Here is a 23,786-nt window from a genome sequence, read left to right as displayed (position 1 = left end):
TCGAACCCCTTGCAGCTTTGCGTTCCCGGTTCACAATGCTATAGCGCTCCTCATCACATCACCCACCCGGGACCCCGTCCCCATTCAAGCTCGAACGAGGCAGATACATGAACAAGATCAAGGTCGCCAATCCCGTCGCCGATCTCGACGGCGATGAAATGACGCGCATCATCTGGCAGCTCATCAAGGATAAGCTGATCCATCCGTATCTTGACCTCGACATCGACTATTTCGACCTCTCGGTCGAAAACCGCGACGCCACCAACGACCAGGTCACTGTCGACGCCGCCAACGCCATCAAGAAGTACGGCGTCGGCATCAAGTGCGCGACGATCACGCCGGATGAAGCCCGCGTCAAGGAATTCAACCTCAAGGAAATGTGGAAGAGCCCGAACGGCACGATCCGCAACATCCTCGGCGGCGTCATCTTCCGCGAGCCGATCATCTGCAAGAACGTGCCGCGCCTCGTTCCCGGCTGGACCAAGCCGATCGTCGTCGGCCGCCACGCCTTCGGCGACCAGTACCGCGCCACCGATTTCAAGTTCCCCGGCAAGGGCAAGCTGACGATCAAGTTCGTCGGCGAAGACGGCACCGTCATCGAGAAGGAAGTCTTCAACGCACCGGGCGCCGGCGTTGCCATGGCGATGTACAACCTCGATGAATCGATCCGCGAATTTGCCCGCGCCTCGATGATGTATGGCCTGATGCGCAAGTGGCCGGTCTACCTGTCGACCAAAAACACCATCCTCAAGGCCTATGACGGCCGCTTCAAGGACATCTTCGAGGAAGTCTACGAGACCGAATTCAAGGATCAGTTCAAGGAAGCAAACATCACCTACGAACACCGTCTGATCGACGACATGGTCGCCTCGGCGCTCAAGTGGTCTGGCGGCTACGTCTGGGCCTGCAAGAACTATGACGGCGACGTCCAGTCCGATACCGTTGCCCAGGGCTTCGGCTCGCTCGGCCTGATGACCTCGGTTTTGCTCACGCCCGACGGCAAGACGGTCGAAGCCGAAGCCGCGCACGGCACGGTCACCCGCCACTACCGTCAGCATCAGAAGGGCCAGGAAACGTCGACGAACTCGATCGCCTCTATCTTCGCCTGGACGCGCGGCCTGGCGCATCGCGCCAAGCTCGACGACAATGCCGAGCTTGCCCGCTTCGCCGCAACGCTCGAAAAGGTCTGCGTCGACACCGTCGAATCCGGTTTCATGACCAAGGACCTGGCGCTGCTGATCGGCCCCGACCAGCCGTGGCTCTCGACCACCGCATTCCTCGACAAGATCGACCAGAACCTGCAGAAGGCCATGGCGTAAGCCGGTCTTTCCAAGATAACATCGAAGCGGCGGGGATTTCCCCGCCGTTTTATTTTGGGAGAATGAACCGATGACGGCCATCCTGCGACCGCTTGAACCCTCGGACCGCGCCGTTTGGGAACCCCTATGGGAGGCCTATCAGCGCTTCTACGAAGTGGTCATCCCGCCCGAAACTACAGATCTCACCTGGGCTCGCTTCCACGATCCTGACGAACCGATGCACGCGCTCGGCGCCTTCGACGAAGACGGCCGTCTCGTCGGCATCGTCCATGCCATCTTTCACCGTTCCTGCTGGCTGCCGCAATGGACCTGCTATCTGCAGGATCTCTATGTCGACAACAGCCAGCGCGGGCTCGGCACCGGGGCCGCTTTGATCGAGGCCGTCGCCGACCTCGCCCGCGCCAACGGCGCAGGCAGGCTCTACTGGATGACCCACGAGACCAATGCAACGGCCCGGCGGCTCTATGACAGGATCGCCGAGCGCTCGGGCTTCATCCAATATCGCAAGGCGCTCTAGCGGCGGGGACTTGCAGGCGGCCATCGCTGCGCTATTGATTCCGTGGGATCAATAACGGCAACACGAGGAGGACGTCATGACCGAAGAATTGGTATTCTATACGAACCCGATGTCGCGCGGCCGCATCGCGCGCTGGATGCTGGAGGAGATCGGCCAGCCCTATCGCACCGAATTCCTGACCTTCGGCGAAACCATGAAGGCGCCGGAATATCTCGCCGTCAATCCGATGGGCAAGGTGCCGGCAATCCGCCACGGCGACACCATCGTCACCGAATGCGCGGCGATCTGCGCCTATCTGGCCGAGACCTTTCCCGAAAAAGCGCTGGCGCCGAGGCCGGAGGAGCGCGCCCGCTATTACCGCTGGATGTTTTTTGCCGCCGGTCCGCTCGAATCGGCGGTGACGATGAAGGCTCTCGGCTTCGAAATTCCGAAGGAACGCCTGCGCATGGCCGGCTGCGGCAGTTTCGGCGACGTCATGAACACACTCGAGAAAGCCGTCTCCGCTTCGACCTACATCACCGGCGAGCGTTTCACCGCCGCCGACGTCTATGTCGGCTCCCATATCGGCTGGGGCATCGGCTTCGGCGGCATCGAAAGACGCCAGGCATTCCTCGACTATGTCGGCCGCATCAGCGAACGCGAGGCTTACAAACGGGCGAACGCCCTTGATGACGAAGCCATCAAGACCATGCAGGCCGCTTGAAAATTCCAGGACGCGGAAGGTCGCCTGACCGTCCAGGGACGCGGCAGATCCGCCGCGCCCCGATCGACGACTTTAGACAAGCGGCATGTGAATATCCGTCAGAAGCTCGGTCGGCGGCACCTCGCGCGGATTATTGAGATATTCCTCGAACATGACCCTGTCCTTCAGCTGCCGGCCGGATTTCGGCAGCCATTCGGCAAAGAGCCACTGATAGGACTTGGACATGTCGGCATAGGGCCCCCTGTGGCGCAGCACCGCATAATCGCCGCCGTCGATCGTGCACCGCTCGAAGGGTGACGCCGCCGGCACTTCGGCAGCGCCGGTGACGCAGGCTATCGAGCGCAGCTTTTCCTCCGGCACAAAATCGGGATCGTCGAGATAGACGCCGATCATTCGCATGTCGGGCTTGGCGAGGCCGCGGGCATAAAGCGTGCCGAACAGCGTCTCGAAGGCCTTGTCGATCTGCATGTAGGAACCGGTATGGGCAACGCTGATCAACTCGATGGGCCCGATCTCGCGTATGGTAACGTCTAACATGGCTTTGGTCTTTCCGTCAGGTGAGGGTTCGAAGGCTGTGTGGCTTCCCTCTTTCCGATAGCGGGCCGGCGGCATGCCGTAGACCGACTTGAAGATACGATTGAAGGATTGGAGATTGGGATAGCCTGATCGCTTCGCAATTTCGCTGACGGCAAGCTCCGTGCGGACGATCTCGCCCGCCGCGCGATGCAGCCTGAGCCGCTTGACGGTGGCCGCCAGCGTCTCGCCGTAAATCGCCCGGTAGATCCTGTGCCAGTGATAGGTCGACATGCAGGCGATCTCGGCAAGGCGCTCCATATCCAGCTCCTCGTCGAGGTGGTCGTGAATATAGGCCGAAACCCGTCTCAGACGGTTTTCATAAAGTGCCCATGCCGTGTCGCCATTCATGTCGGAACCTCGTGCAAATCGATCGGCTTGAGAGAACCATAGTCCGATTTGACAAATCCTGCGGAAATTGGCTCTGAGCTTTGAACCTGCGAAACAAAAAAGGCGGAAGCCAAGCCTCCGCCTTTCGAAAATCGTTGATGAACCGGCAGTTCAGCCGGCAAGTGCCACGGCTACCGCCTCGATCGCCTCGTCAGCCTTCGATCCGTCGGGGCCGCCGGCCTGCGCCATGTCGGGGCGGCCGCCGCCGCCCTTGCCGCCGAGGGCGGCAGATGCGATGCGGACGAGATCGACGGCGCTGTAACGCTGCACGAGATCCGGTGTCACCGCCACGACAGCACTTGCCTTGCCGTCGTCGGAAATGCCGACGAGGGCAACGACGCCCGACCCGATGCTGGTCTTGCCGTCATCGGCAAGCCCCTTCAAATCCTTGGGATCGACGCCCGAAATCGCCTTGCCGAGGAATTTGACGCCGGCGACTTCGCGCACGGCATCGACCGAGCCGCCCTGCCCGCCGCCCATGGCGAGTTTGCGCTTGGCATCAGCCAGTTCCTTTTCGAGCTTGCGGCGCTCATCCATCAGCGCTTCAACACGCGACAGCACTTCGCCCGGCTGCACCTTCAGCGAGGCAGCAAGCGTCTTCACGCGTTCGTCCTGTTCGGCCAGATATTCGCGCGCCGATTCCCCGGTGACGGCCTCGATTCGGCGAACGCCGGCGCCGACGGCACTTTCGCCGAGAACGCGGATCAGGCCGATCTGGCCGGTGGCCCCGACATGCGTGCCGCCGCAGAGTTCGATCGAATAGGGCTTGCCGGCCTTGGCGCCACGCACGCCCTCGCCCATCGCCACGACCCGGACTTCATCGCCGTATTTTTCGCCGAACAGCGCCATCGCGCCTTCGGCGATCGCATCGTCAACGCTCATCAGCCGCGTAGTAACCGGCGAATTCTGCAGCACGATCTCGTTTGCCATATCTTCGACGATCTTGAGCTCCTCGGCCGACATCGGCTTCGGATGCGAGACGTCGAAACGCAGGCGCTCGGGCGCAACCAGCGAACCCTTCTGGGCCACATGGGTGCCGAGCACTTCGCGCAAAGCCTCGTGCAGCAGGTGGGTCGCAGAGTGGTTGGCGCGCAGCCGCGAACGGCGGGCATGATCGACCGTCAGCACGACCGCATCGCCGTCCTTGACGACGCCGTCGACGACAGTACCCTGATGCACGAACAGGCCTTCGCCCCTCTTCTGCGTATCAGAAATCTCGATCTTGCCATGATCGGACGAGATCACGCCGGTATCGCCCATCTGGCCGCCGGATTCGCCGTAGAACGGCGTCTGGCTGACGACGATCTGCACCTTGTCGCCGGCCTTGGCCTCGGTCGAAACCGCGCCCTCTTTGACGATCGCCTGCACGACGCCTTCAGCCGTTTCGGTGTCGTAGCCCAGGAATTCGGTCGCACCGTGTTTTTCCCTAAGCTCGAACCAGACGGTTTCCGTCGCCTTCTCGCCGGAACCGGCCCAATGCGAACGAGCTTCGGACTTCTGGCGCTGCATTGCATCGGTGAAGCCGGAAATGTCGACGCCGATCTCGCGGGCACGCAGCGCATCCTGCGTCAGATCGAGCGGGAATCCGTAGGTGTCGTAGAGCTTGAAGGCGGTCTCACCATCCAGCATATCGCCCTTGGAAAGATCCGTCGTCGCGTCCGACAAAAGCGACAGGCCGCGTTCCAGCGTCTTGCGGAAACGGTTTTCCTCCAGCTTCAGCGTTTCCGAGATCAGCGCCTCGGCGCGCACCAGTTCCGGATAGGCGCGGCCCATCTGCTGCACCAGCGTCGGCAGCAGCTTGTAGACCAGCGGCTCCTTGGCGCCGAGCAGCTGTGCATGGCGCATCGCGCGGCGCATGATACGGCGCAGCACATAACCGCGGCCCTCATTCGACGGAAGCACGCCGTCAGCGATCAGGAAGGCCGAGGAGCGCAGGTGGTCGGCGATGACGCGGTGGCTGGCGCTGCCTTCCGCCTTGACGCCCATCGTATCCTCGATGGTGCCGATCAGCGTGCGGAAGAGATCAGTGTCGAACACGCTGGGAACGCCCTGCAGAATGCAGGCCATGCGCTCCAGCCCCATGCCGGTATCGATCGACGGGCGAGGCAGCGGGTTGCGAACGCCAGGCTCGGTCTGCTCGAACTGCATGAAGACGAGGTTCCAGAACTCCAGGAACCGGTCGCCATCTTCCTCCGGTGAGCCCGGAGGCCCCCCCCAAACATTCTCACCCTGGTCGATGAAGATTTCCGAGCACGGGCCGCAAGGGCCGGTATCGCCCATCTGCCAGAAATTGTCAGAGGTCGGGATGCGGATGATCTTGTCGTCAGAAAAGCCGGCGATCTTCTTCCACAGCGTCGCAGCTTCTTCATCCTCGGAATAGACGGTCACCAGCAGGCGGTTCTTCGGAAGGTCGAAGCCTTCGGTAACGAGCTTCCAGGCAAGCTCGATCGCATTCTCCTTGAAATAGTCGCCGAAGGAGAAGTTGCCGAGCATCTCGAAGAAGGTCAGGTGGCGTGCAGTATAGCCGACATTGTCGAGGTCGTTGTGCTTGCCACCGGCTCGCACGCATTTCTGCGACGTCGTCGCCGTCGAATAGGGACGCTTTTCGAGGCCGGTGAAGACGTTCTTGAACTGCACCATGCCGGCATTGGTGAACATCAGCGTCGGGTCGTTGCGCGGCACGAGCGGGCTCGACGGAACGATCTCATGGCCGTTCTTCTTGAAATAGTCGAGGAAGGTCGACCGGATATCGTTCACACCGCTCATGCTATGCCCTTCAATGCTGCCGGAGGCAGGTAAATTTAAATTCATCGGCTTTTAACGTTCACCCCCGCCACTGTCCAGCAGACAAACAAAACCGGCCGCATTCTCATCAGGAATGCGGCCGGTTGGAACTGTCCGATGAGTTTAAGCGCGAAAATTACATTTCCGCAGTGGCATCGCCATCGCCGTCATCGGGGTCCGGTCCGCCATTCTGCAGGAAGCGGTCGGCGATCAGGCCGGCATTCTGGCGCAGCGACAGTTCGATCTCGCGGGCGAGATCCGGATTGTCGCGCAGGAAAGTCTTGGCGTTTTCACGGCCCTGGCCGAGACGCTGGCTGTTATAGGAAAACCAGGCGCCCGACTTCTCGACGATGCCGGCCTTGACGCCGAGATCGACCAGTTCGCCGGTCTTGGAAACACCCTCGCCATACATGATGTCGAACTCGACCTGCTTGAAGGGCGGCGCCATCTTGTTCTTGACGACCTTGACGCGGGTCTGGTTGCCGATCACCTCTTCGCGCTCCTTGACTGCGCCGATGCGGCGAATGTCGAGGCGCACGGAGGCGTAGAATTTCAGCGCATTGCCGCCCGTCGTCGTTTCCGGCGAGCCGAACATGACGCCGATCTTCATGCGGATCTGGTTGATGAAGATCACCATGGTGTTCGACTTCGAGATCGAAGCGGTAAGCTTGCGCAGCGCTTGGCTCATCAGTCGCGCCTGCAGGCCGGGAAGGCTGTCGCCCATCTCGCCTTCGATTTCGGCACGCGGCGTCAGGGCAGCGACCGAGTCGACAACGAGAACGTCGACGGCGCCGGAGCGCACCAGCGTATCGGTGATTTCGAGCGCCTGCTCGCCGGTATCGGGCTGCGAGATCAGAAGGTTCTGCAAGTCGACGCCAAGCTTGCGGGCATAGACGGGATCGAGCGCATGTTCGGCATCGACGAAGGCGCAAATGCCACCCTTCTTCTGCGCTTCGGCAATCGTCTGCAGTGCAAGCGTCGTTTTACCGGAGCTTTCCGGCCCGTAGATCTCGATGATGCGGCCCCTCGGCAGGCCACCAACGCCGAGTGCAATATCGAGGCCAAGCGAGCCGGTCGAGATCGTCTCGATCTCGACAACATTCTCGTTGGAGCCGAGTTTCATGATCGAGCCCTTGCCGAACGACCGCTCTATCTGTGAGAGTGCCGCTTCAAGCGCCTTGCTTTTGTCCACCGATTTGTCCTCTACCAGCCGCAATGAATTCTGAGACATCCGATCCACCTTTAGGTTATTGAAGCCGCTCAAGCAATGTCGAGTTTGTACCCTATTTGTTCCATTCTCGCAATAGGCGATCAAACAGTTGAAAGAAAAAGGTAAAACGGCACGTGTTCTGTATTTGTTTTATCGATGAAAAGCAACGACTTAAGCCAAAGGTGCCGACTCAACCGCGACGTGGCGCACCGTATCGATTCGTCCTTCGGGCATCGGGAGAGCGGATCGGATGACGAAAAAGATTCTTGTTCTCGGCGGTGCCCATATCGATCGGCGCGGCCGCATCTCCGGCGAGACGGCGCCTGGCGCCAGCAATCCCGGCACATGGTTCGAGGAGCCCGGCGGCGGTGGCTTCAATGCGGCTCGCAACCTGGCAAGGCTCGGTTTTCAGGTGACGATGATCTCGCCGCGCGGCGGCGATCCGATGGGCGAGACGGTCGGAGAAGCTGCCGATTTCGCCGGCATCGACGACCGGCCCTTCGTCTTCCTCGACCGCAAGACGCCGAGCTACACGGCGATCATCGAGAAGGACGGCAATCTGGTGATCGCCCTCGCCGACATGGATCTCTATCGCTTCTTCGTGCCGCGGCGTCTCTCTATCCGCTGGGTGCGGGAGGCTTTCGCCGCGCATGATTTCATCCTCTTCGACGCCAACCTGCCGGAAGAGACGATCGCGGCGATCGTCGCAAAGGCACGGTCGCTAGGCAAGCCCGTTGCGGCAATCGCCATCTCGCCGGCTAAGGTCGTCAGGCTGAAGCCTTGCATCGGGGATATCGACTATCTGTTCCTGAATGAGGCTGAAGCTGCCGCCCTTGCCGGTGAGCGGCCGGAAGACGCCGCCGGCTGGCTACCTTTGCTGAACCAGATCGGCATCCGGAACGCCGTCGTCACCCGCGGCCGGCGTGAGCTCGTCGTGCTTTGCGAGGGCCGCGCCGTGACGCTGCAGCCGCCGATTGCCGACACCGTCACCGACGTTACGGGTGCCGGCGATTCACTTGCGGCCGGCACGCTCGCCGCATTGATATCAGGCCTGCCGCTCGAAGAAGCGGTCCGCCACGGCACTGCGGCCGCCATACTAACCGTGCAATCACGGCACGCCGTCAATGAAAATCTGACGCCCGATCTGCTGAATGAGGCGCTTGCCCTTGTTCCCAAGGTCAGAATTCTGCATTGAAGCGGCCAATTGCATAGTTGAGCATGATGTCGTCCGAAAACCGCTCACACTTTTCGGCATCATGCTCTGTCGATCACAGGACAAGACCATGACCAAGCCCATCTCCCCTCTTCTGCCGATCGCCTATTCGAAGGAAGTCGCCAGCGCCAAGCAGCGCGGCGCGCCGCTGGTGGCACTGGAATCGACCATCATCACCCACGGCATGCCCTATCCCGGCAATATCGAGATGGCCCGCAGCGTCGAGGCAATCATTCGCGAACAGGGTGCGGTGCCGGCCACGATCGCCGTCATTCACGGCACGCTGCATATCGGCCTTGAAGCTGCGGAACTGGAGCAACTCGCCAAGGCGACCGAAGTGATGAAGGTGTCGCGCGCCGATCTCGCCTTCGCCATCTCCGAGCGCCGCAACGGCGCCACCACGGTCGCTGCGACGATGATCGCGGCGGCGCGCGCCGGCATCCGTGTCTTTGCCACAGGCGGCATCGGCGGTGTGCATCGTGGCGCCGAGGAAAGCTTCGATATATCAGCCGATCTCGAAGAATTGGCCCGCACCGGCGTCATCGTCGTCTGCGCCGGCGCCAAGGCGATCCTGGACATTCCGAAGACGCTGGAAGTGCTGGAAACCCGCGGCGTGCCTGTCGTCACCTATGAGAGCGAGGAATTCCCCGCCTTCTGGTCGCGCTCCTCGGGCATCCGCAGCCCGCTGTCGCTGAACAGCCCGGCCGCCATCGCCAATTTTCAGACAGTGCGCGAGCAGCTCGGCGTCGCCGGCGGCATGCTCGTCGCCAACCCCGTGCCCGAGGCCGACGAGATCGCGCGCGAGGAGATGGAAATCTATATCGAGCGGGCGCTCGACAGCGCAGAACGCGACGAAGTCACCGGCAAGGCGGTAACACCTTATCTCCTGTCGACCATTTTCGACCTGACGGATGGCCAGAGCCTGAAGACCAATATCGCGCTCGTTGAAAACAATGCGCGGCTTGCTGCTGAGATCGCTGTGGCGCTGGGTGAATGAAACTACGGGCTGCCGGTTATGCCGAGCAAGCCCCCTCTGCCCTGCCGGGCCTCTCCCCCACGGGTGGGGAGATCGGCTGGAAGCACCGGCTTTCTGAACAAATGTCCCTTTCAACTCGGTGAAGCGTTGATGTGATGGGAAGCGTTCGCCCTTGTGATCTCCCCACCTGTCCGTGGGGGAGATGCCCAGCAGGGCGGAGGGGGCCTACACGGCACGACCTCTCCGTCAAACCTCCCTCACCCGTCCAACGTCTCCTTCACCACAACGGCAAGCTGCTTCAGCGAAAACGGCTTCGGCAGGAAGCCGAATTTCGCTTCCGGCGGCAGGTTGCGGGCAAAGGCATCTTCGGCATAACCCGAGACGAAGATGAACTTCATGTCGGGATAGGTCTTGCGCAGCTCGCGCAGCAGCGTCGGGCCGTCCATTTCGGGCATGACGACGTCGGAGACGACGATGTCGACCTTGCCGTCGAGTTCTTCCAAGATGGCCAGCGCCTCGACGCCCGAGCCCGCCTCGTGCACGGTGTAGCCGCGCGTTTCCAGCATGCGCTTGCCACCGCGGCGCACCGCCTCCTCGTCTTCGACGAGAAGGATGACGGCAGATCCCGTCAGGTCCTCCGGTTGCTGCGGCGATACCGGCAGCGGCACCACTTCGGCCCCGGCGATGGCGCCGTCGATCGAACCTGCTTCGGCGGCCACCGCCGGCTCCGGGATGTGGCGCGGCAGGAAGACGCGGAAGGTCGTGCCTTTGCCGACTTCAGATTCCGGCTGAATATAGCCGCCCGACTGTTTGACGATACCGTAGACCATGGCGAGGCCGAGCCCCGTGCCCTTGCCGACATCCTTGGTGGTGAAGAACGGCTCGAAGATCTTGTCCATGATCTCCGGTGCGATACCGGTGCCGTTATCGGCGACTTCGACCAGCACCATGTCCTCGGCCGGCATGTAGGAGTAGTTGAAGGCCGAGACCTCGGCGGCAGTCAGATTGCGGGTGCGCAGCGTCAGCGTGCCACCCTCGGGCATCGCGTCGCGCGCATTGACGCAGAGATTGATCAAAACTTGCTCGAACTGCGACAGATCGGTTTTGACAGGCCAGAGGTCGCGGCCATATTGCACGTCGAGCTTGACATTGGTGCCTGAGAGCAGCCGGTCGACCAGCATGCGCAGGTCGCCGACGACATCGGTAAGGTTCAGCACCGAGGGCCGCATCGTCTGCTTGCGCGAGAAGGCGAGCAGCTGGCGCACCAGCACTGCGGCGCGGTTGGCGTTGCGCTTGATCTCTATCAGGTCGGCAAAGCTGGCATCCGAGGGCCGCGCCTGCAAAAGCAGGTGGTCGGAGGAAAGCAGGATCGCTGTCAGCACGTTGTTGAAATCATGCGCGATGCCGCCGGCGAGCGTTCCCACGGCATTCATCTTCTGCGTTTGCGCCATCTGCGCTTCCAGCGCCTTCTGCTCGGTCACCTCGACGGCGTAGACGATCGCCGCCTCCTCTGGCGCCTCGTCGCTCTGGTCGATGACGGCATTGACATAGAAGCGGAAATAGCGCGCCTCGTCGGTCGGTGTGCGGGTGTCGAGGGGCGCAATGTCGCCCTGCCGGTCCTTGGCCGCTGCCAGCGCCGCGGCCAGCTGTGGCCGGTCGCTTTCCTGCACGATGGTTTCGAGATGCGGCGCCTTTTCGAGATCGTCGCGCGAGACGACGCCGGAGAACATCTTCAGGAATGGCGCATTGGTCCGCAAGATTCGCCCGTTGCCGTCGACCGAGGCGATCGCCATCGGCGTATTGTTGAAGAAACGGGTAAAACGCATGGCGGCGGCCGAAGCGGACTGGCCGCCGGCATCGCTCTTTTCACGCGCCAGCACGATCGTCCGGCTTTCGCCGGGTGCGCCGTCGCGCATCGAGGTGACGCTGTGAATGATTTGCACCGGCAGGCTCTGGCCGTTGCTCTTGCGCAGGTCGAGATCGAGCGTCACGGTCTTCTTCAGACCCGGTTCGGCCTGCACTGACTGGATCAGTGCCAGTCCCTCGCCTGCCACGACGTCACCGATCGTCATCGAGCCCGGCACGAACTTGGTGAGGTCGAGGCCCAGCCAATCGGCAAGCGTCGCATTCAGGTAGAAGATCTCGCCCTTCCTGCCGGCGGAAAAGAAGCCGGCCGGCGCATGGTCGAGATAGTCGATCGCGTTCTGCAATTCCTTGAAGAAACGCTCCTGGTCGTCGCGCTCGGTGGTGATGTCGGTGATCTGCCAGATCTGCAGCGGCTTGCCGCCGTTTTCCTCCGGCTGCAGCAGCCGCGCCTTCAGCCGGTACCAATGGGCGCCGGAGCTGTTGCTGCCAGGCCCGACGGCGCGTAGTAGGCGAAATTCCTCCCGACCTTCCTTGCCCTCGCGCAGACCGTTGACCAGCCTGTAGAGCGCCTCGTTGGACTCGCGATGGCGCGACAGCAGCGTTTCCAGCGTCTGCACCTCGGTCGCCTTGCGCGCGCCGGTCAGCGCGCCATAGGCGGCATTGGCATAGATGATTCGGCCTTTTTCGTCGGTGATCAGCGTACCGTCGGGATGGCTGTTGAGGAAGGCGCGCGCCAGGCTGTCGGACTGGTGCTGCGGCATCACCTCGATGAAGCCGATGACCGAAGACACCAGGAAGAAGATGCCGACCATGGCGAGCACGCCGAGACCGCCAAGCACCACCTCGTTGTCGAGCGATTTTTTGAAGAAGACGAAAGCGCCGGCAGCCGCGATCAGCACGAGCGCCAGCAGAAGAATGCGCAAGACCGTGCCAGAACGCCCCCCACGATCCACAAGCGGTGCGTTATAGTCGTCGGCCTGACGCGGTTTCGTCATGTATTCCTCACATAAGCCCTACCGCTTCGTAGCACGAACACGAAGCGGGAATCAGGCACTCTTTCCTTCTTAGCAATTTGCCGCGTCGGCAAAAACACCGCTAGCCGGCAAGACTGCTTGAATTCACAGGCAACAGCGCCATCTGCCCCAGAAGCCAACGCTGCCACCCGTGCGCAAGGTCGCCGGGTGCCAAGCAGCGGAACACGAAATCGCGTTCTCCCGTGACTGGACAGCACCGGCGGCCCTTGCCTAAGGAACGGAAAAGTCGTCAATATGTGCCGAATGCGAAATGGAGTGAGTGACTATGTTGGATGATGTTGTCGGAGCTTATGGCAGCCGTTTCCTGCTTGCCGCCGGTGGCGTTGGTCTGGCGCTTCTCCTGCTCATCATCGTGCTCTGGGTGATCCGCAGCCGGGCGCCCTCACCTTTCGTGCGCGGCGGCCGCAATCGCCAGCCCCGCCTGCAAGTGCTGGATGCCGCAGCCGTCGATGCCCGTCGCCGGCTGGTGCTGGTGCGCCGCGACGAGGTCGAGCACCTGATCATGATCGGCGGCCCAAGCGATATCGTCATCGAGAGCCGCATCCTGCCCGCGGCGGCCGAGCAGCCGGAAAGCGCCAACCGCCCGCAGCCCGTCGAGCAGCGTCCGATATCCGTTGCGCGGCCGGAAACGCCACCGCGCCCGCCGGTCGCAGCCCGTGTCGAGCCGGCCGCCGAGCCCGTTTTCTCCGCGCCAGTTCCGCCGGAGGCGCGCCCGCGCCCAGAACCGTCGGCCCAACCGTCGGCCCAATCACCCGCTCAGCCGATCGTGGCCCCGCCGGTTGTCACGAGCCCTCTTCCGGCAGAGCCCGTGACGGCTCCGCTGTCGGCCGAACGCGACAATCCTCTGCGTGCCGTCCCGCCCCAGCCGCGTCCGCTGGAGCGTCCCGTCGCTCCCCCGGCCGCGCAGCCCGCACCGTTCCACGATGCCTCAAGTGCCGCCGAGATCCTCGATGCCGCCCGCCAGCGCGTGCTGCCGCAGCAGCGCATCGAACCCGAGGTCTCCGCCCCGCCTGTCAAGGACATGCCGGCGGCCGCACGCGCCGCACCAGGTAGCGCCGAAGACGATTCGGCTGCGCAGTCGGCAGCAGCGAGCCGTCTTGATTTCCAGCGGGTGCTGGAAGAGGAAATGTCGAACAATCTGACGGCCGAACGCATCGTGCCGGCGCCGGCAAACCAGGCGCCTCGGCCCGGAGCGCAGCAACCCGGAAACCTGCCGCGCCGCGATCCGGAAATGGCCCCGATCACCGGCGCCGATACCGATCTGCAAAAGGAAGTCGCCCGCATCTTCGGCGAGATGAGCGTCAACCGCGACAAGTGATCGGGCGCGACAAGTGACCGGGGCACGACAAGTGAGCGGAAACGCACGTCCGGCCTTCCTTCATCACCAAGTGGCATAAAAGCCGCAATGCGGCGACTTTCAGTTCCCGATGCGCCAGGGGACTCCATCTTGTGCCGATAATTTGTTATCGCTCCGGTTGAAGAGCGTTGGCGCATCGAGGTCATACTTTGCCTAAGTAAATACCGGTCTCACTCCAGTTTCACCCGTACTGCCGGACAGCGACACGCTGACGGCGTATGAACATGTTCATCGGGTGGTGGCGAGAGACCGGTTTGGCATTGTTGACATGTGCCATGTGCAGCTCCGCTGTCTCAGCTCTTCCGCCGCCCAGAACATCGCCACACCGCGCCCGCAAGGGCTTTCTCACGCACCATCCTGGTGGACTTCCGAACGGAAGACCAACACGATATGTGCAATACCCTACGGGTCCGATGGACCATTCTGCCGAAAACAGCGCCCCAGCCCTGGATTGTATGCAGCGGCTGCGGGGGCTTCAGAGCTTTCCGATGCAGCGACAAGATCCGGCTCAACGCCAATGGCCGCAAGCTCGATGCCTGGCTTATCTACAAATGCTCGACCTGCGAAAAGACGTGGAACCGTCCGATCTTCGAGCGTCGGAATGTTCGCGACATCGATCCCGCAGTCCTCGAGGCGTTGCAGTCCAACGATCCGGATTGGATCCGGGCAGAAGCGTTCAACCTCGAAGCTCTCAGGCGCAAGTCGCAGCGTGTCGACGAGTTTGCCGAATTTGAAATCGCAAAAGAGATGCAGCAGGACATTGCCAATTGGACGAGACTGGAAATCGAACTGATGGTCCCGTTTCCATCCAGCACGCGCCTCGACCGCCTGCTGGCGTCCGAGTTGCAAGTTTCGCGCACCCGGCTACAGGCTCTTCACGATGGTGGCATGCTGCGGACGGATTCGAATCGAGCAGACGTTTTGCGGCGGCGGATCAAGAACGGCACCAGGGTTGCAGTCGACGCCACCGCCGAGACCGGCCGGGAGCAATGGTGGAGGTCTGTGGCGACCGGAAGTTCACCGTAATTGTAAAAGGCGCCGCGATCTGATCGCGGCGCCTATTTTGCTTTCATGCCTGCATGAAAACTCTCATTCGTCGCGATAGACCTTTTCGCGGCGTTCGTGACGCTCCTGCGCTTCGATCGACAGTGTCGCGATAGGGCGGGCGTCGAGACGCTTGAGGCCGATCGGTTCACCGGTTTCCTCGCAATAGCCGTAGGTGCCGTCGTCGATGCGCTGCATTGCCGCGTCGATCTTCGAAATCAACTTTCTCTGCCGATCACGGGCGCGAAGTTCGATCGCCCGATCTGTTTCCGACGACGCCCGGTCGGCGAGGTCGGGATGGTTTGCGCTTTCCTCGGCCAGATGGTCGAGTGTCTCACGCGCTTCTCTAAGGATATCATTTCTCCATGCAACCAGCTTGGCCCTGAAATAGGCGCGCTGGTTTACGTTCATGAACTCTTCCTCTTCCGAGGGAACGTAATTGCTAAGATCGATCTTCTCACTCAACGCGATTCTCCTGAAGAACATCTCATCTGGCGGGGTGTATATCCCAAGCGCTAGTCGCGATTCAAGCCAAATACGACAGGTAAACAGATTTTTAAATCTGTCACAGTTTTCGGCTAACAGACTATTTTCTCATCATTATTCCGGCTTGCGTTTTTTGCTTCGCCTTCAAAAGGCCGTGTTGTCAGCCGCGTTTTGGGCAGCTGGAGCAGCGCTGACGGTTGACGCCGGCCGATTGCAACCGCTACTGAAAAGGCCCGCTGGATCTTGGATTTGCCCATGACCGTACCCCTGCCTCCGCCCAACCGCATCTATCTCCTGCGCCACGCCGAGGCCGCCTGGGCCGAACCCGGACAGCGCGATTTTGACCGGCCGCTCAACGAAAAGGGCTTTGGCGATGCCGAGATCATCGCCGATAAGGCCGCCGACAAGGGCTACCGTCCTGATCTTCTGATCAGCTCTACGGCGCTGCGCTGCCGCGATACCGCCGATGCGGTGTACCGGGCGATGGGCCTTACGCTCGAGGTTCGTTATGTCGACGCGCTCTATAACGCTACGGTCGACAACTATCTCGAGATCATCGATGCGCAGGACCAAGCTGCTGTCATGCTGGTCGGCCACAATCCGACCATGGAGCAGGCATTGGAGGCGCTGATCGGCCATGAGGCAATGGCAGGCTCTCTTGCCGGCGGCTTCCCGACGGCTGGCCTTGCCGTGCTCGATTTCGATGCTTCGGCCACCGCCTGGCGCCTCACCGATTTCGTCGTCGTCTGAAGACTAGAGCAATTCCAGCAAAACTGTGCCGCGGTTTTGCTAGGCAAAGCGCGAAGCGCTTTTGCCGGGAATTGCGTGAAAACAACGAAATAGAGCATTTCCGTGATTCGAAGAAAAACGGAAATGCTCTGGCCTCGCTTCTTTTGCGGGCGGCGCGCCCTCCCTATATTGCGGGGCAGTCACCAACCGGAATCGCGCCTTGCCGCCACGTCTGACATCCCTCGCCGACGATGCCCGCATCGCCTTCGATAATCTCGCCGACCGGGCGAGCGGCCTCGTCAATCCGACCGTGCGGCTCGGTGTCACCGGCCTTTCTCGCTCCGGTAAGACGGTCTTCATCTCCTCGCTCGTCCACAATCTCCTGCATGGCGGCCGCCTGCCGCTGTTCGAACCGGTCCAATCAGGCCGCGTCTCGGCGGTACGGCTGGAGCCGCAGCCCGACGATGCCGTGCCGCGCTTCCAGTACGAGGACCATATCCGTGCGCTGGTGAAGGACCGTATCTGGCCGGATTCGACCCGCGCCATCTCCGAGCTGCGCATCACGCTGGATTATCAGAGCGCCAGCGGCTGGAACCGGTTGTTTTCGCCCGGCCGCCTGTCGATCGATATCGTCGATTATCCCGGCGAATGGCTGCTCGACCTGCCGCTGCTCGGCAAGGATTACCGCATGTTCAGCGAGGAAACGTTGGCACTTGCCGAAACCGGCGTCCGCTGCGAGCTGTCGCGCCCATGGCTGGCGCTGACGCGCGCCACTGACATCCATGCCGGCGCCGACGAGATGATCGCCCGCGACCTCGCCACCGCTTTTGCCGATTATCTCAAAGCCTGCAAAGCCGACGAACGCTCGCTTTCCACCCTGCCGCCTGGCCGTCTGCTGCTGCCCGGCGATCTCGACGGCTCGCCGGCGTTGACCTTCGCGCCGCTGGCTCTGCCGCCGGACGGGCGTCCCGGCCGCGGCTCGCTCTGGACGATGATGGAGCGGCGCTACGAGGCCTATAAATCCGTCGTCGTCAAACCCTTCTTCCGCGAGCATTTCGCCCGGCTCGATCGTCAGATCGTCCTGGTCGACGCGCTGCAGGCGATGAACCGCGGCCCCGAAGCCGTGCAGGATCTGGAACGCGCGCTGACCGATGTGCTCGCCTGTTTCCGCCCCGGCACCAATTCGCTGCTCTCCTCCCTGCTCGGGCGACGCATCGACCGCGTACTGGTCGCCGCCACCAAGGCCGATCATCTCCATCATGAAAGCCACGACCGGCTCGATGCCCTGACCCGCCGCCTGGTGGATCGCGCCATCGACCGCATCGGCATGGCCGGTGCCGGCATCGACGTCATGGCGCTTGCTTCCGTGCGCGCCACCCGCGAAGCGACAGTCAAGCGCGACGGCCATGAACTGCCGGTCATCGTCGGCACGCCGATAGAAGGCGAAACCATCGCCGGCGAGCGTTTCGACGGCCAGAGAAAGACCGCGATCTTCCCCGGTGACCTGCCGGAGGATCCGGAAAGACTGTTCGATCGCATCGCCGCGGGCGAGACCGGCCTGCAGCTGCCCGATGTCAACGTCGTCAGGTTCCGCCCGCCGCATCTTGAGGAAACCGGTGGCGGCATCAAGCTGTCTGTGCCGCATATCCGCCTCGACCGCGCCATGCAGTTTCTGTTCGGAGACCGTCTCGCATGAGCAAGCCCCCGTCAGATCCGCCGCGCCGCGCACCCGCCGCCTTCAGCTACGAGGACGAGGCCGCCGATCAGCGCGACAACGGCCGGCAGGGGGGTGAGCGACGCAGGCCGGAAAGCTTCTCCGAAAATATCGTCGTGACTCCTGACGAGGACGATCCCTTCCTCAATCCCGACAAGGATCTGAGCGTGGTCCCCGTTGCAGCGCCGCGCAGGCGGCGGACCTCCTTCGGCAAGATCGCCGCCGGCGCCTTCGGCATCCTGCTGTCGCTCGCCATCGGCCTCTGGACCGATAGTCTGATCCGCGATCTCTTCACCCGCGCCGACTGGTTGGGCTATGCCGCCCTTGCCGTGCTCGCGGTCGGCATTCTCGCCGTGCTGGCTCTCGTCATCCGCGAAACATCAGGCATGATGCGCCTTGCCGCCGTCCAGACGATCAAGGCCGAGGCAGACGCGGCGATGCTCGAAACCCGACCAGCGAAGGCGCGCGTCGTCGTCGCACGTCTTACCACGCTCCTTTCCGCCAATCCGGAGACGGCGAAGGGCCGCGCGACGCTGAAGGCGACCGAGGGCGAGGTCATCGATCCCCCGCATCTGATCGCGCTCGCCGAACGGGAACTGCTCGCTCCGCTCGACCGCAAGGCCCGCGCTCTGATCGTCAACGCCTCGAAGCGCGTCTCGATCGTCACCGCCGTCAGCCCGCGCGCCGTGGTCGACCTGCTCTACGTGCTCTATGAGGCCGTGCGCCTCATCCGCGCCATGGCCGAGCTGTATGGCGGCCGGCCCGGCACGCTCGGAATGTTCCGCCTGTTGCGTGACGTGCTGGCGCATCTGGCCGTCACGGGCTCGATCGCCGTTGGCGACAGCCTCGTCCAGCAGGTGCTCGGCCATGGGCTGGCTTCTAAGCTTTCAGCTCGACTGGGCGAAGGCGTCATCAACGGCCTGATGACCGCCCGCATTGGAATCGCGGCGATGGATCTCTGCCGTCCGCTCGCCTTCCGCGCCCTGAAGCGGCCGGGAATCGGTGATTTCATCGGCGATCTCACCCCCTCCATGTCGCCGCGCGGCAACAATCCTTGAACGAAGCAGCAATTCTGCAGTTTTTACCTCCCCTAGCGTAATGCCGCAGAAATTTCAGTGGATTCAATGCCCTAGTGGCAGAATTTTAAAATCGTCGCCGCGCGAAAATCCTGTATTGCCTCGCATTTCGGCACAATCGAAAGAAAGGATTAACCATTCTTCGGCAAAACTTGCAGCCAGTTCGTGAGTGGTGTTTGCCAAGGAAAATCCATGTATTCGCGCAAGTTTCTCATCGTATGCGGCTTGGCCGCCGCGGCATTGTCTCCCGTCGCAGATGTCGCACCGGCAGCCACCGCTGCAACCCGTGACAAGGCCTTCTTCGATTCCGTCGCCGGCTCCTGGAAGGGCCCCGGCGAAATCGTCGCCGGCAAGTACAAGGGCACGAAATTCACCTGCAACCTGATCGGTGAGCCCACAGGCGACAGCAGCGCCGGCATCAAGCTCGACGGCACCTGCCGCGTCGGCGTCTTCAAGCAGCCAATGACCGCCGTCATCTCGCAGTCGGGCTCGAGCTACAAGGGCAAATTCCTCGACGGCGCCGCCGGCAAGGGCCTTGACGTCGTCTCCGGCGCCGTCAGCGAGGATACCGTCGTTGTCGGCATCAACCGCGCCAAGCTGAATGGAGCGATGATCGCCCGCGTGCGCGACGACAAAACGATGAACGTCACCGTTTCGGTCAAGGTCGAAAGCCAGATGATCCCGGTCATCGGCCTGACGCTGACCCGCCAGGTCGACGAGATGGCCGTCGGTTCCATCCAGTAGACAAATCGCACAGCGGATTTTCCTGAAGCGGCGGGTTTCCCGCCGTTTTGCGTTTTCAGGTCCCCTTGCTTCAGGCGCTCAGCCACCAGTCGCGACTATCGTCGGCGACCTCGATGCCGGTCACCTCGGCATCCGACAGCCAGTCACTGACCGCCCTGCCCCTGACCCGAAGACCCGGCGCGATATCGGCAAGCGGCATCAGCACGAAACCGCGATCGGTCATCCGCGGATGCGGCAGTTCCAGCCGCGGCGCGTCCTGGATCACGTCACCATAGGTCAGCACGTCGATATCAAGTGTGCGCGGACCCCAGCGCTCGATGCGCTCGCGTTTCATCTCGCGTTCGATCGACAGGCAGACATCGAGCAAAGCCACGGGCTCCAGCCTGGTCTCGACGACAGAGCAGGCATTGAAGAAGAACGATTGGTCGGTCTTGCCCCAAGGCGGCGTGCGATAGAGCCGCGAGACCGCGCTAACCCGGCAGTCGTCCCGTCGGTCCAGCTTCTGCAGTGCCGCAGCCATCGCCTTCACAGGGTCGCCGATATTGCCGCCGAGACCGAGTGTGGCTGATTGGAACCCGGCCTCAGGCAAAGTGTTCAACGCTCACCTGCACGAAATCGAGCACGCCGGGCACCGGCGCGTTCGGCTTGCGCACCGTGATCTTCGCCCGCCGGATCTGCGGGAATGTCTCGCAGAGCCCCTTGGCGATGTCGAGCGCCAAGGCCTCGATCAGGTAACGCCGCTTGCCGGTGACGATCTGCTCGATCACGGTAAAGGCGATGCCGTAATTGACGGTATCGTTGATCGAATCGCTTTCCAGCGCCTCGCCAGCGACGACATCGAGCTCGGCATCGACGAAGAAGCGCTGGCCGAGGAATTCCTCCTCGTCATGCACGCCGTGGCGCGCGAAGAAGGCGCAGTTCTGCAGCGTGATCGTGTAGGTGGTCATGTCGGCCGCTTCCTCTCGAATTCCTGGCGCGCATTAAGCATAGCATCGGCGATATCGAGCGCATCCCTGTTGATTGCGACATTGTGCACCCGGAAAACCGCAGCTCCTTGAAGTCTGAGCAGCGCGCTGGTCGCAGCCGTTGCCGCATCCCTGTCCTGCGCCTCACGCCCTGTCACGGCGCCGAGGAAGCGCTTGCGCGACGTGCCGGCGAGCAGCGGCAGGCCGAAGCGGGAAAGTTCGGAAAACCGCGCCATCAGTTCCAGGTTCTCCTCCGGCGTCTCCTTGGCGAAGCCGAAGCCCGGATCGAGCACGATGCGGTCGCGGTTGACGCCTGAGGCAGCGGCGATATCAAGCGATCGTTCGAGGAAATGCACCTGATCGGCAATCACATCGACAAGTTTTACCCTGTCGCGACCGGTGTGCATGATACAGAGTCCGGCTCCGGTCACCGCGGCGATATCAGCGATATCGGGCTCCTTCTGCAGCCCGAAGACGTCGTTGACGATATGGGCGCCGGCACTGATTGCAAGCCGCGCCGTTTCGGCGCGATAGGTGTCGATGGAAATCAGCGCCTGGGTGCGGCCGCGCAGCGCCTCGATGACGGGCAGCACGCGCGCCTGCTCCTCAGAAGGGCTGACGATTGCTGCGTTCGGCCGGGTCGATTCGCCGCCGATATCGATAATGCCGGCACCCTCGCTCACCGCCCGCAACGCCTGTTCGACCGCCGCATCGACGGTTTCAAAGCGTCCGCCATCGGAAAAGGAGTCCGGCGTCACGTTGATGATCGCCATGATCACCGAACGACGCCCGAGTTCGATCTCCCGGCCATGGCCGACACGCCATATGCTGCCTTCGAGCCCTGTCACCAGACTTATCCCATTGATGACGAAAAAAGCGCCATCTGATATTGCGCTTGGGGTGGCTATGCCCCAAGCTCCTGCCGATTTCAACACGGGTTGCGTTCAGAATGCCGCTTGCAGTGCGTTATATGGTCGTTCCTATCGCCTTTTCCATTGCTCTTTCCCTCTGCAGCCCGTCGGCAGCCGAAGTGATCGCATCGAAAAGCTATTCCTATTTCGACATTCGCGGCAAAACCGCGGATGAGCTCGACCGCGAACTCAGCCGGCGCGGCCCGACGGCGAGTGGTTCCTCGGCGCGTCATCCCGGCGCTACGAAGATCCGCTTCGGCGGCGAGGCAACCTATATTCAGAATAACGGGCGCTGCCGCGTCGGCAACGTCAAGGTCACGGTCCACACCCAGATCATCCTGCCGCGCTGGAGCAGCCGCAAGGGCGCCAGCAAGGAGCTGTCGATGATCTGGGACGCGCTGTCGAGCGATATCAAGCGCCACGAGGAGCGCCATGCCGAGATCGCCCGCGACCAGGCCCGCGCCATGGAGCGCGCCATCCGCGCGCTGCCGCAGCAGCGCAGCTGCGAAGCCATGCAGGAACTCGTCTCCAACGAATCAGCTCGCGGTATAGAGGAGCACGACCGGCAGCAGGCGCGATTCGACCGGGTCGAGGCGGTCAATTTCCAGAAGCGGATGCTGAGGTTGCTGAACAATCGAATCAATGGTCGAGCCGGCGTAAAATAAGGCTTTTTCAGTCTGGTTGCGAGCGGAAAACCTTAGCTGCATAACGAAACTTGTGCGAAACTTGCACCCTCCCCAGCGATTGAATGGTCATTTTTCATCCTGGCAGACTCAACCGGAACGCGTTAATATGAACACATTCGAAAGTTCAGGTACGGCATCTGCACTTTCATCGCTGGGTTCTCCTGGCGCGTTCCGAAGCCGCGGATGTTCCTCCCTCATCCGTAGGTAATGCGCCCGCCTCGCCTCGCTCGCTCTAGCGCGCGAGGCGTCTTTTTTGGTATCGAGTTTTTTCGGCGACGTTTGAAACGCAGTACGCGTCAGGCCTGGCGTTCCGGCACATGCACCACCAGCCCGTCATAGACAGCCTTCATCCGGATCTGACAGGACAGCCGCGAGGTCGGGCGCACATCGAAGGCGAAGTCGAGCATGTCCTCTTCCATCGCTTCCGGCTGGCCGACCTTCTCCGTCCACTCCTCGTCGACATAGACATGACAGGTCGCGCAGGCGCAGGCGCCGCCGCATTCGGCCTCGATGCCGGGGACCGAATTGCGCACGGCATTCTCCATCACGGTGGAGCCTTGGTCGACGTCGAGGTCGAAGCGCGTGCCGTCGAAGGCGACGATGGTAAGTTTGGGCATCAGGACTATTTCCGGTCTTCAAGTGGGTGGGCGGATTTTCTTCCGACAATTCGACGCATCAGTCAATATTGGGGAAATTTGCCACAGCCTCGCAGATCGGGCCTTCGCCCGCCGTCTTCAAAGCGTCATAAGGGACGTCGCAAAAAGACCCGCGGTCCCGCAATGGAACAACGGGCCTCGTTCGAACGCTATCCTATGCACGTCGCCCAAAAGTACGCAGCGGTTTTGGGACAACGACATGCGTCAGATAAAAACCTCGAGATCAGCCGCGGCAGAGCTTCAGGATGAAATTCTCGGCGTCGATGACGGCGGCGCCGAGCGCTGCCGTCGCGCCGGCATCGCCGCCGTTTTCCTCGACGGCTTCCGCCGTCTGCGACACGCGGAACGCGCCGACCGAGCTTGCCGCGCCCTTCAGCCGATGCGCGGCTGCGCCGATACGGATGGTTTCGCCGCTGGCAATGTCCTGGAGGCATGCGCGGGCCTGGCGCACAAACATCTGAAGGACTTCGAGTTCCAGCGTCTTGTCGCCCATCGTCTGCTTTGCGAGATGCACCAGATCGATCGGCCGGACCTTGGAGGGACACGGTCCCTTTGCATTATCCGGCGCCTCGAATACGATGTTCAATGCTGCCATCTGGGCTGCCATTGCCAATTCTCCCGTCTCTGTCGTCTGCAGTTGCAACGGTTCTGCGACAGGAGGGTGGCCATCACGTTAAATTCCGGCACATTCCGGGCGGAAATCTCGCCATATGGTTAACGTCCGTTAAATATCCCCAAATTATTGGTTTTTAAGCCGTAGCTAGGATTCAAAGGTGTTAACAACGAGTTAACGAGCCATGAATCTCAAGCCTTCATTAATTGTGTGAAGAGCC

General features: G+C 61.9%; 23 protein-coding genes. 12 read left to right on the top strand and 11 right to left on the bottom strand.

Going from position 1 to position 23,786, the window contains the following annotated elements; genetic code table 11:
* Nucleotides 1–107 precede the first annotated feature (107 nt).
* From HFO71_RS05945 to HFO71_RS05935, 3 genes are all read left to right on the top strand, one after another.
* Nucleotides 108–1,319, top strand: coding sequence for an NADP-dependent isocitrate dehydrogenase (locus tag HFO71_RS05945; protein ID WP_094085842.1), 1,212 nt, complete (start codon nt 108–110; stop codon nt 1,317–1,319).
* A gap of 70 nt (nt 1,320–1,389) precedes the next feature.
* Nucleotides 1,390–1,836 carry a GNAT family N-acetyltransferase gene (locus tag HFO71_RS05940; RefSeq protein ID WP_025394756.1) on the top strand — a complete coding sequence of 149 codons (447 nt, stop codon included), beginning with the start codon at nt 1,390–1,392 and terminating at the stop codon, nt 1,834–1,836.
* Nucleotides 1,837–1,912: 76 nt separating this feature from the next.
* Nucleotides 1,913–2,539, top strand: a complete 627-nt coding sequence (locus HFO71_RS05935) for a glutathione S-transferase family protein (protein WP_077978289.1) — start codon at nt 1,913–1,915, stop codon at nt 2,537–2,539.
* 72 nt (nt 2,540–2,611) lie between these two features.
* On the opposite strand, the gene HFO71_RS05930 is transcribed toward HFO71_RS05935, so the two are convergent.
* From HFO71_RS05930 to recA, 3 genes are all read right to left on the bottom strand, one after another.
* On the bottom strand, nt 2,612–3,463 hold the full coding sequence (locus HFO71_RS05930) for an AraC family transcriptional regulator (protein WP_221987673.1): 852 nt from the start codon (nt 3,461–3,463) through the stop codon (nt 2,612–2,614).
* 150 nt (nt 3,464–3,613) lie between these two features.
* Nucleotides 3,614–6,268: an alanine--tRNA ligase gene (alaS, locus tag HFO71_RS05925; RefSeq protein ID WP_077978290.1), complete on the bottom strand. Its 2,655-nt coding sequence runs from the start codon at nt 6,266–6,268 to the stop codon at nt 3,614–3,616.
* 154 nt (nt 6,269–6,422) lie between these two features.
* On the bottom strand, nt 6,423–7,517 hold the full coding sequence (recA, locus tag HFO71_RS05920; protein ID WP_003540131.1) for a recombinase RecA: 1,095 nt from the start codon (nt 7,515–7,517) through the stop codon (nt 6,423–6,425).
* A 229-nt stretch (nt 7,518–7,746) separates the two neighbouring features.
* On the opposite strand from recA, the gene HFO71_RS05915 reads away from it, so the two are divergent.
* Together HFO71_RS05915 and HFO71_RS05910 are read left to right on the top strand one after the other, a co-directional pair.
* Nucleotides 7,747–8,691 carry a carbohydrate kinase family protein gene (locus HFO71_RS05915; RefSeq protein ID WP_077978291.1) on the top strand — a complete coding sequence of 315 codons (945 nt, stop codon included), beginning with the start codon at nt 7,747–7,749 and terminating at the stop codon, nt 8,689–8,691.
* 88 nt (nt 8,692–8,779) lie between these two features.
* Entirely contained in the window at nt 8,780–9,706 is a 927-nt protein-coding gene (locus tag HFO71_RS05910) for a pseudouridine-5'-phosphate glycosidase (protein ID WP_132609233.1), read from the top strand.
* Between the two features lie 236 nt (nt 9,707–9,942).
* Here HFO71_RS05910 and cckA read toward each other — a convergent pair whose 3' ends face one another.
* Nucleotides 9,943–12,546: a cell cycle histidine kinase CckA gene (gene cckA / locus HFO71_RS05905; protein ID WP_131644187.1), complete on the bottom strand. Its 2,604-nt coding sequence runs from the start codon at nt 12,544–12,546 to the stop codon at nt 9,943–9,945.
* A 298-nt stretch (nt 12,547–12,844) separates the two neighbouring features.
* Between cckA and HFO71_RS05900 the strand changes: the two genes are divergently transcribed.
* Complete coding sequence (locus tag HFO71_RS05900; RefSeq protein WP_221987671.1) at nt 12,845–13,903, top strand: flagellar biosynthetic protein FliO; 1,059 nt, start codon at nt 12,845–12,847, stop codon at nt 13,901–13,903.
* Nucleotides 13,904–14,332: 429 nt separating this feature from the next.
* Complete coding sequence (locus HFO71_RS05895) at nt 14,333–14,968, top strand: DUF1062 domain-containing protein (protein ID WP_170268652.1); 636 nt, start codon at nt 14,333–14,335, stop codon at nt 14,966–14,968.
* A gap of 63 nt (nt 14,969–15,031) precedes the next feature.
* On the opposite strand, the gene dksA is transcribed toward HFO71_RS05895, so the two are convergent.
* Nucleotides 15,032–15,451 carry an RNA polymerase-binding protein DksA gene (dksA, locus tag HFO71_RS05890; protein ID WP_003559816.1) on the bottom strand — a complete coding sequence of 140 codons (420 nt, stop codon included), beginning with the start codon at nt 15,449–15,451 and terminating at the stop codon, nt 15,032–15,034.
* A 276-nt stretch (nt 15,452–15,727) separates the two neighbouring features.
* Here dksA and HFO71_RS05885 point away from each other — a divergent pair, with 276 nt between their 5' ends.
* The 3 genes from HFO71_RS05885 (at nt 15,728) to HFO71_RS05875 (ending at nt 18,973) form a co-directional block, all read left to right on the top strand.
* A complete protein-coding gene (locus tag HFO71_RS05885; protein WP_168272958.1) occupies nt 15,728–16,222 on the top strand; it encodes a SixA phosphatase family protein in 495 nt (164 codons plus the stop codon).
* Nucleotides 16,223–16,421: 199 nt separating this feature from the next.
* Nucleotides 16,422–17,897 (top strand): YcjX family GTP-binding protein, encoded by a 1,476-nt coding sequence (locus tag HFO71_RS05880; protein ID WP_221987669.1) that lies wholly within the window; start codon nt 16,422–16,424, stop codon nt 17,895–17,897.
* Nucleotides 17,894–18,973, top strand: coding sequence for a YcjF family protein (locus tag HFO71_RS05875; protein ID WP_221987667.1), 1,080 nt, complete (start codon nt 17,894–17,896; stop codon nt 18,971–18,973). The genes HFO71_RS05880 and HFO71_RS05875 overlap by 4 nt, the downstream gene beginning before the upstream one ends.
* 63 nt (nt 18,974–19,036) lie before the next feature.
* Here HFO71_RS05875 and HFO71_RS05870 read toward each other — a convergent pair whose 3' ends face one another.
* Nucleotides 19,037–19,174 carry a hypothetical protein gene (locus HFO71_RS05870; RefSeq protein ID WP_221987665.1) on the bottom strand — a complete coding sequence of 46 codons (138 nt, stop codon included), beginning with the start codon at nt 19,172–19,174 and terminating at the stop codon, nt 19,037–19,039.
* 9 nt (nt 19,175–19,183) lie between these two features.
* Between HFO71_RS05870 and HFO71_RS05865 the strand changes: the two genes are divergently transcribed.
* The gene (locus HFO71_RS05865; protein WP_003540146.1) at nt 19,184–19,735 is read left to right on the top strand and encodes a hypothetical protein; all 552 of its coding nucleotides are present in this window, start codon (nt 19,184–19,186) and stop codon (nt 19,733–19,735) included.
* A gap of 70 nt (nt 19,736–19,805) precedes the next feature.
* Here HFO71_RS05865 and folK read toward each other — a convergent pair whose 3' ends face one another.
* From folK to folP, 3 genes are read right to left on the bottom strand one after another with little or no spacing between them, the layout of a single operon-like run.
* A complete protein-coding gene (gene folK, locus HFO71_RS05860) occupies nt 19,806–20,324 on the bottom strand; it encodes a 2-amino-4-hydroxy-6-hydroxymethyldihydropteridine diphosphokinase (RefSeq protein WP_131666879.1) in 519 nt (172 codons plus the stop codon).
* Complete coding sequence (folB, locus tag HFO71_RS05855; RefSeq protein ID WP_027667693.1) at nt 20,317–20,682, bottom strand: dihydroneopterin aldolase; 366 nt, start codon at nt 20,680–20,682, stop codon at nt 20,317–20,319. The genes folK and folB overlap by 8 nt, the downstream gene beginning before the upstream one ends.
* On the bottom strand, nt 20,679–21,548 hold the full coding sequence (folP, locus tag HFO71_RS05850) for a dihydropteroate synthase (protein WP_168287496.1): 870 nt from the start codon (nt 21,546–21,548) through the stop codon (nt 20,679–20,681). Before folP ends, folB begins: the two co-directional genes overlap by 4 nt.
* A 101-nt stretch (nt 21,549–21,649) precedes the next feature.
* Here folP and HFO71_RS05845 point away from each other — a divergent pair, with 101 nt between their 5' ends.
* Complete coding sequence (locus HFO71_RS05845) at nt 21,650–22,276, top strand: DUF922 domain-containing Zn-dependent protease (RefSeq protein WP_221987663.1); 627 nt, start codon at nt 21,650–21,652, stop codon at nt 22,274–22,276.
* 317 nt (nt 22,277–22,593) lie between these two features.
* On the opposite strand, the gene HFO71_RS05840 is transcribed toward HFO71_RS05845, so the two are convergent.
* A complete protein-coding gene (locus HFO71_RS05840) occupies nt 22,594–22,914 on the bottom strand; it encodes a 2Fe-2S iron-sulfur cluster-binding protein (protein WP_003540151.1) in 321 nt (106 codons plus the stop codon).
* Between the two features lie 262 nt (nt 22,915–23,176).
* Nucleotides 23,177–23,560 carry an Hpt domain-containing protein gene (locus HFO71_RS05835; RefSeq protein WP_221987661.1) on the bottom strand — a complete coding sequence of 128 codons (384 nt, stop codon included), beginning with the start codon at nt 23,558–23,560 and terminating at the stop codon, nt 23,177–23,179.
* Between the last annotated feature and the right edge of the window lie 226 nt (nt 23,561–23,786).

Origin of the sequence: Rhizobium laguerreae, from assembly GCF_019778565.1 — a bacterium.
In the GTDB taxonomy this organism is placed as follows: domain Bacteria; phylum Pseudomonadota; class Alphaproteobacteria; order Rhizobiales; family Rhizobiaceae; genus Rhizobium; species Rhizobium laguerreae.
This window is presented reverse-complemented; position numbering and strand designations above follow the sequence as displayed.

Bases quoted from the DNA above. Each gene is read 5' to 3' on its own strand.
- HFO71_RS05945 (WP_094085842.1), top strand. From the start codon at position 108: ATGAACAAGATCAAGGTCGCCAATCCCGTCGCCGATCTCGACGGCGAT.
- HFO71_RS05940 (WP_025394756.1), top strand. From the start codon at position 1,390: ATGACGGCCATCCTGCGACCGCTTGAACCCTCGGACCGCGCCGTTTGG.
- HFO71_RS05935 (WP_077978289.1), top strand. From the start codon at position 1,913: ATGACCGAAGAATTGGTATTCTATACGAACCCGATGTCGCGCGGCCGC.
- HFO71_RS05930 (WP_221987673.1), bottom strand. From the start codon at position 3,463: ATGAATGGCGACACGGCATGGGCACTTTATGAAAACCGTCTGAGACGG.
- alaS (WP_077978290.1), bottom strand. From the start codon at position 6,268: ATGAGCGGTGTGAACGATATCCGGTCGACCTTCCTCGACTATTTCAAG.
- recA (WP_003540131.1), bottom strand. From the start codon at position 7,517: ATGTCTCAGAATTCATTGCGGCTGGTAGAGGACAAATCGGTGGACAAA.
- HFO71_RS05915 (WP_077978291.1), top strand. From the start codon at position 7,747: ATGACGAAAAAGATTCTTGTTCTCGGCGGTGCCCATATCGATCGGCGC.
- HFO71_RS05910 (WP_132609233.1), top strand. From the start codon at position 8,780: ATGACCAAGCCCATCTCCCCTCTTCTGCCGATCGCCTATTCGAAGGAA.
- cckA (WP_131644187.1), bottom strand. From the start codon at position 12,546: ATGACGAAACCGCGTCAGGCCGACGACTATAACGCACCGCTTGTGGAT.
- HFO71_RS05895 (WP_170268652.1), top strand. From the start codon at position 14,333: ATGTGCAATACCCTACGGGTCCGATGGACCATTCTGCCGAAAACAGCG.
- HFO71_RS05885 (WP_168272958.1), top strand. From the start codon at position 15,728: ATGACCGTACCCCTGCCTCCGCCCAACCGCATCTATCTCCTGCGCCAC.
- HFO71_RS05875 (WP_221987667.1), top strand. From the start codon at position 17,894: ATGAGCAAGCCCCCGTCAGATCCGCCGCGCCGCGCACCCGCCGCCTTC.
- HFO71_RS05865 (WP_003540146.1), top strand. From the start codon at position 19,184: ATGTATTCGCGCAAGTTTCTCATCGTATGCGGCTTGGCCGCCGCGGCA.
- folB (WP_027667693.1), bottom strand. From the start codon at position 20,682: ATGACCACCTACACGATCACGCTGCAGAACTGCGCCTTCTTCGCGCGC.
- HFO71_RS05845 (WP_221987663.1), top strand. From the start codon at position 21,650: ATGCCGCTTGCAGTGCGTTATATGGTCGTTCCTATCGCCTTTTCCATT.
- HFO71_RS05840 (WP_003540151.1), bottom strand. From the start codon at position 22,914: ATGCCCAAACTTACCATCGTCGCCTTCGACGGCACGCGCTTCGACCTC.
- HFO71_RS05835 (WP_221987661.1), bottom strand. From the start codon at position 23,560: ATGGCAGCCCAGATGGCAGCATTGAACATCGTATTCGAGGCGCCGGAT.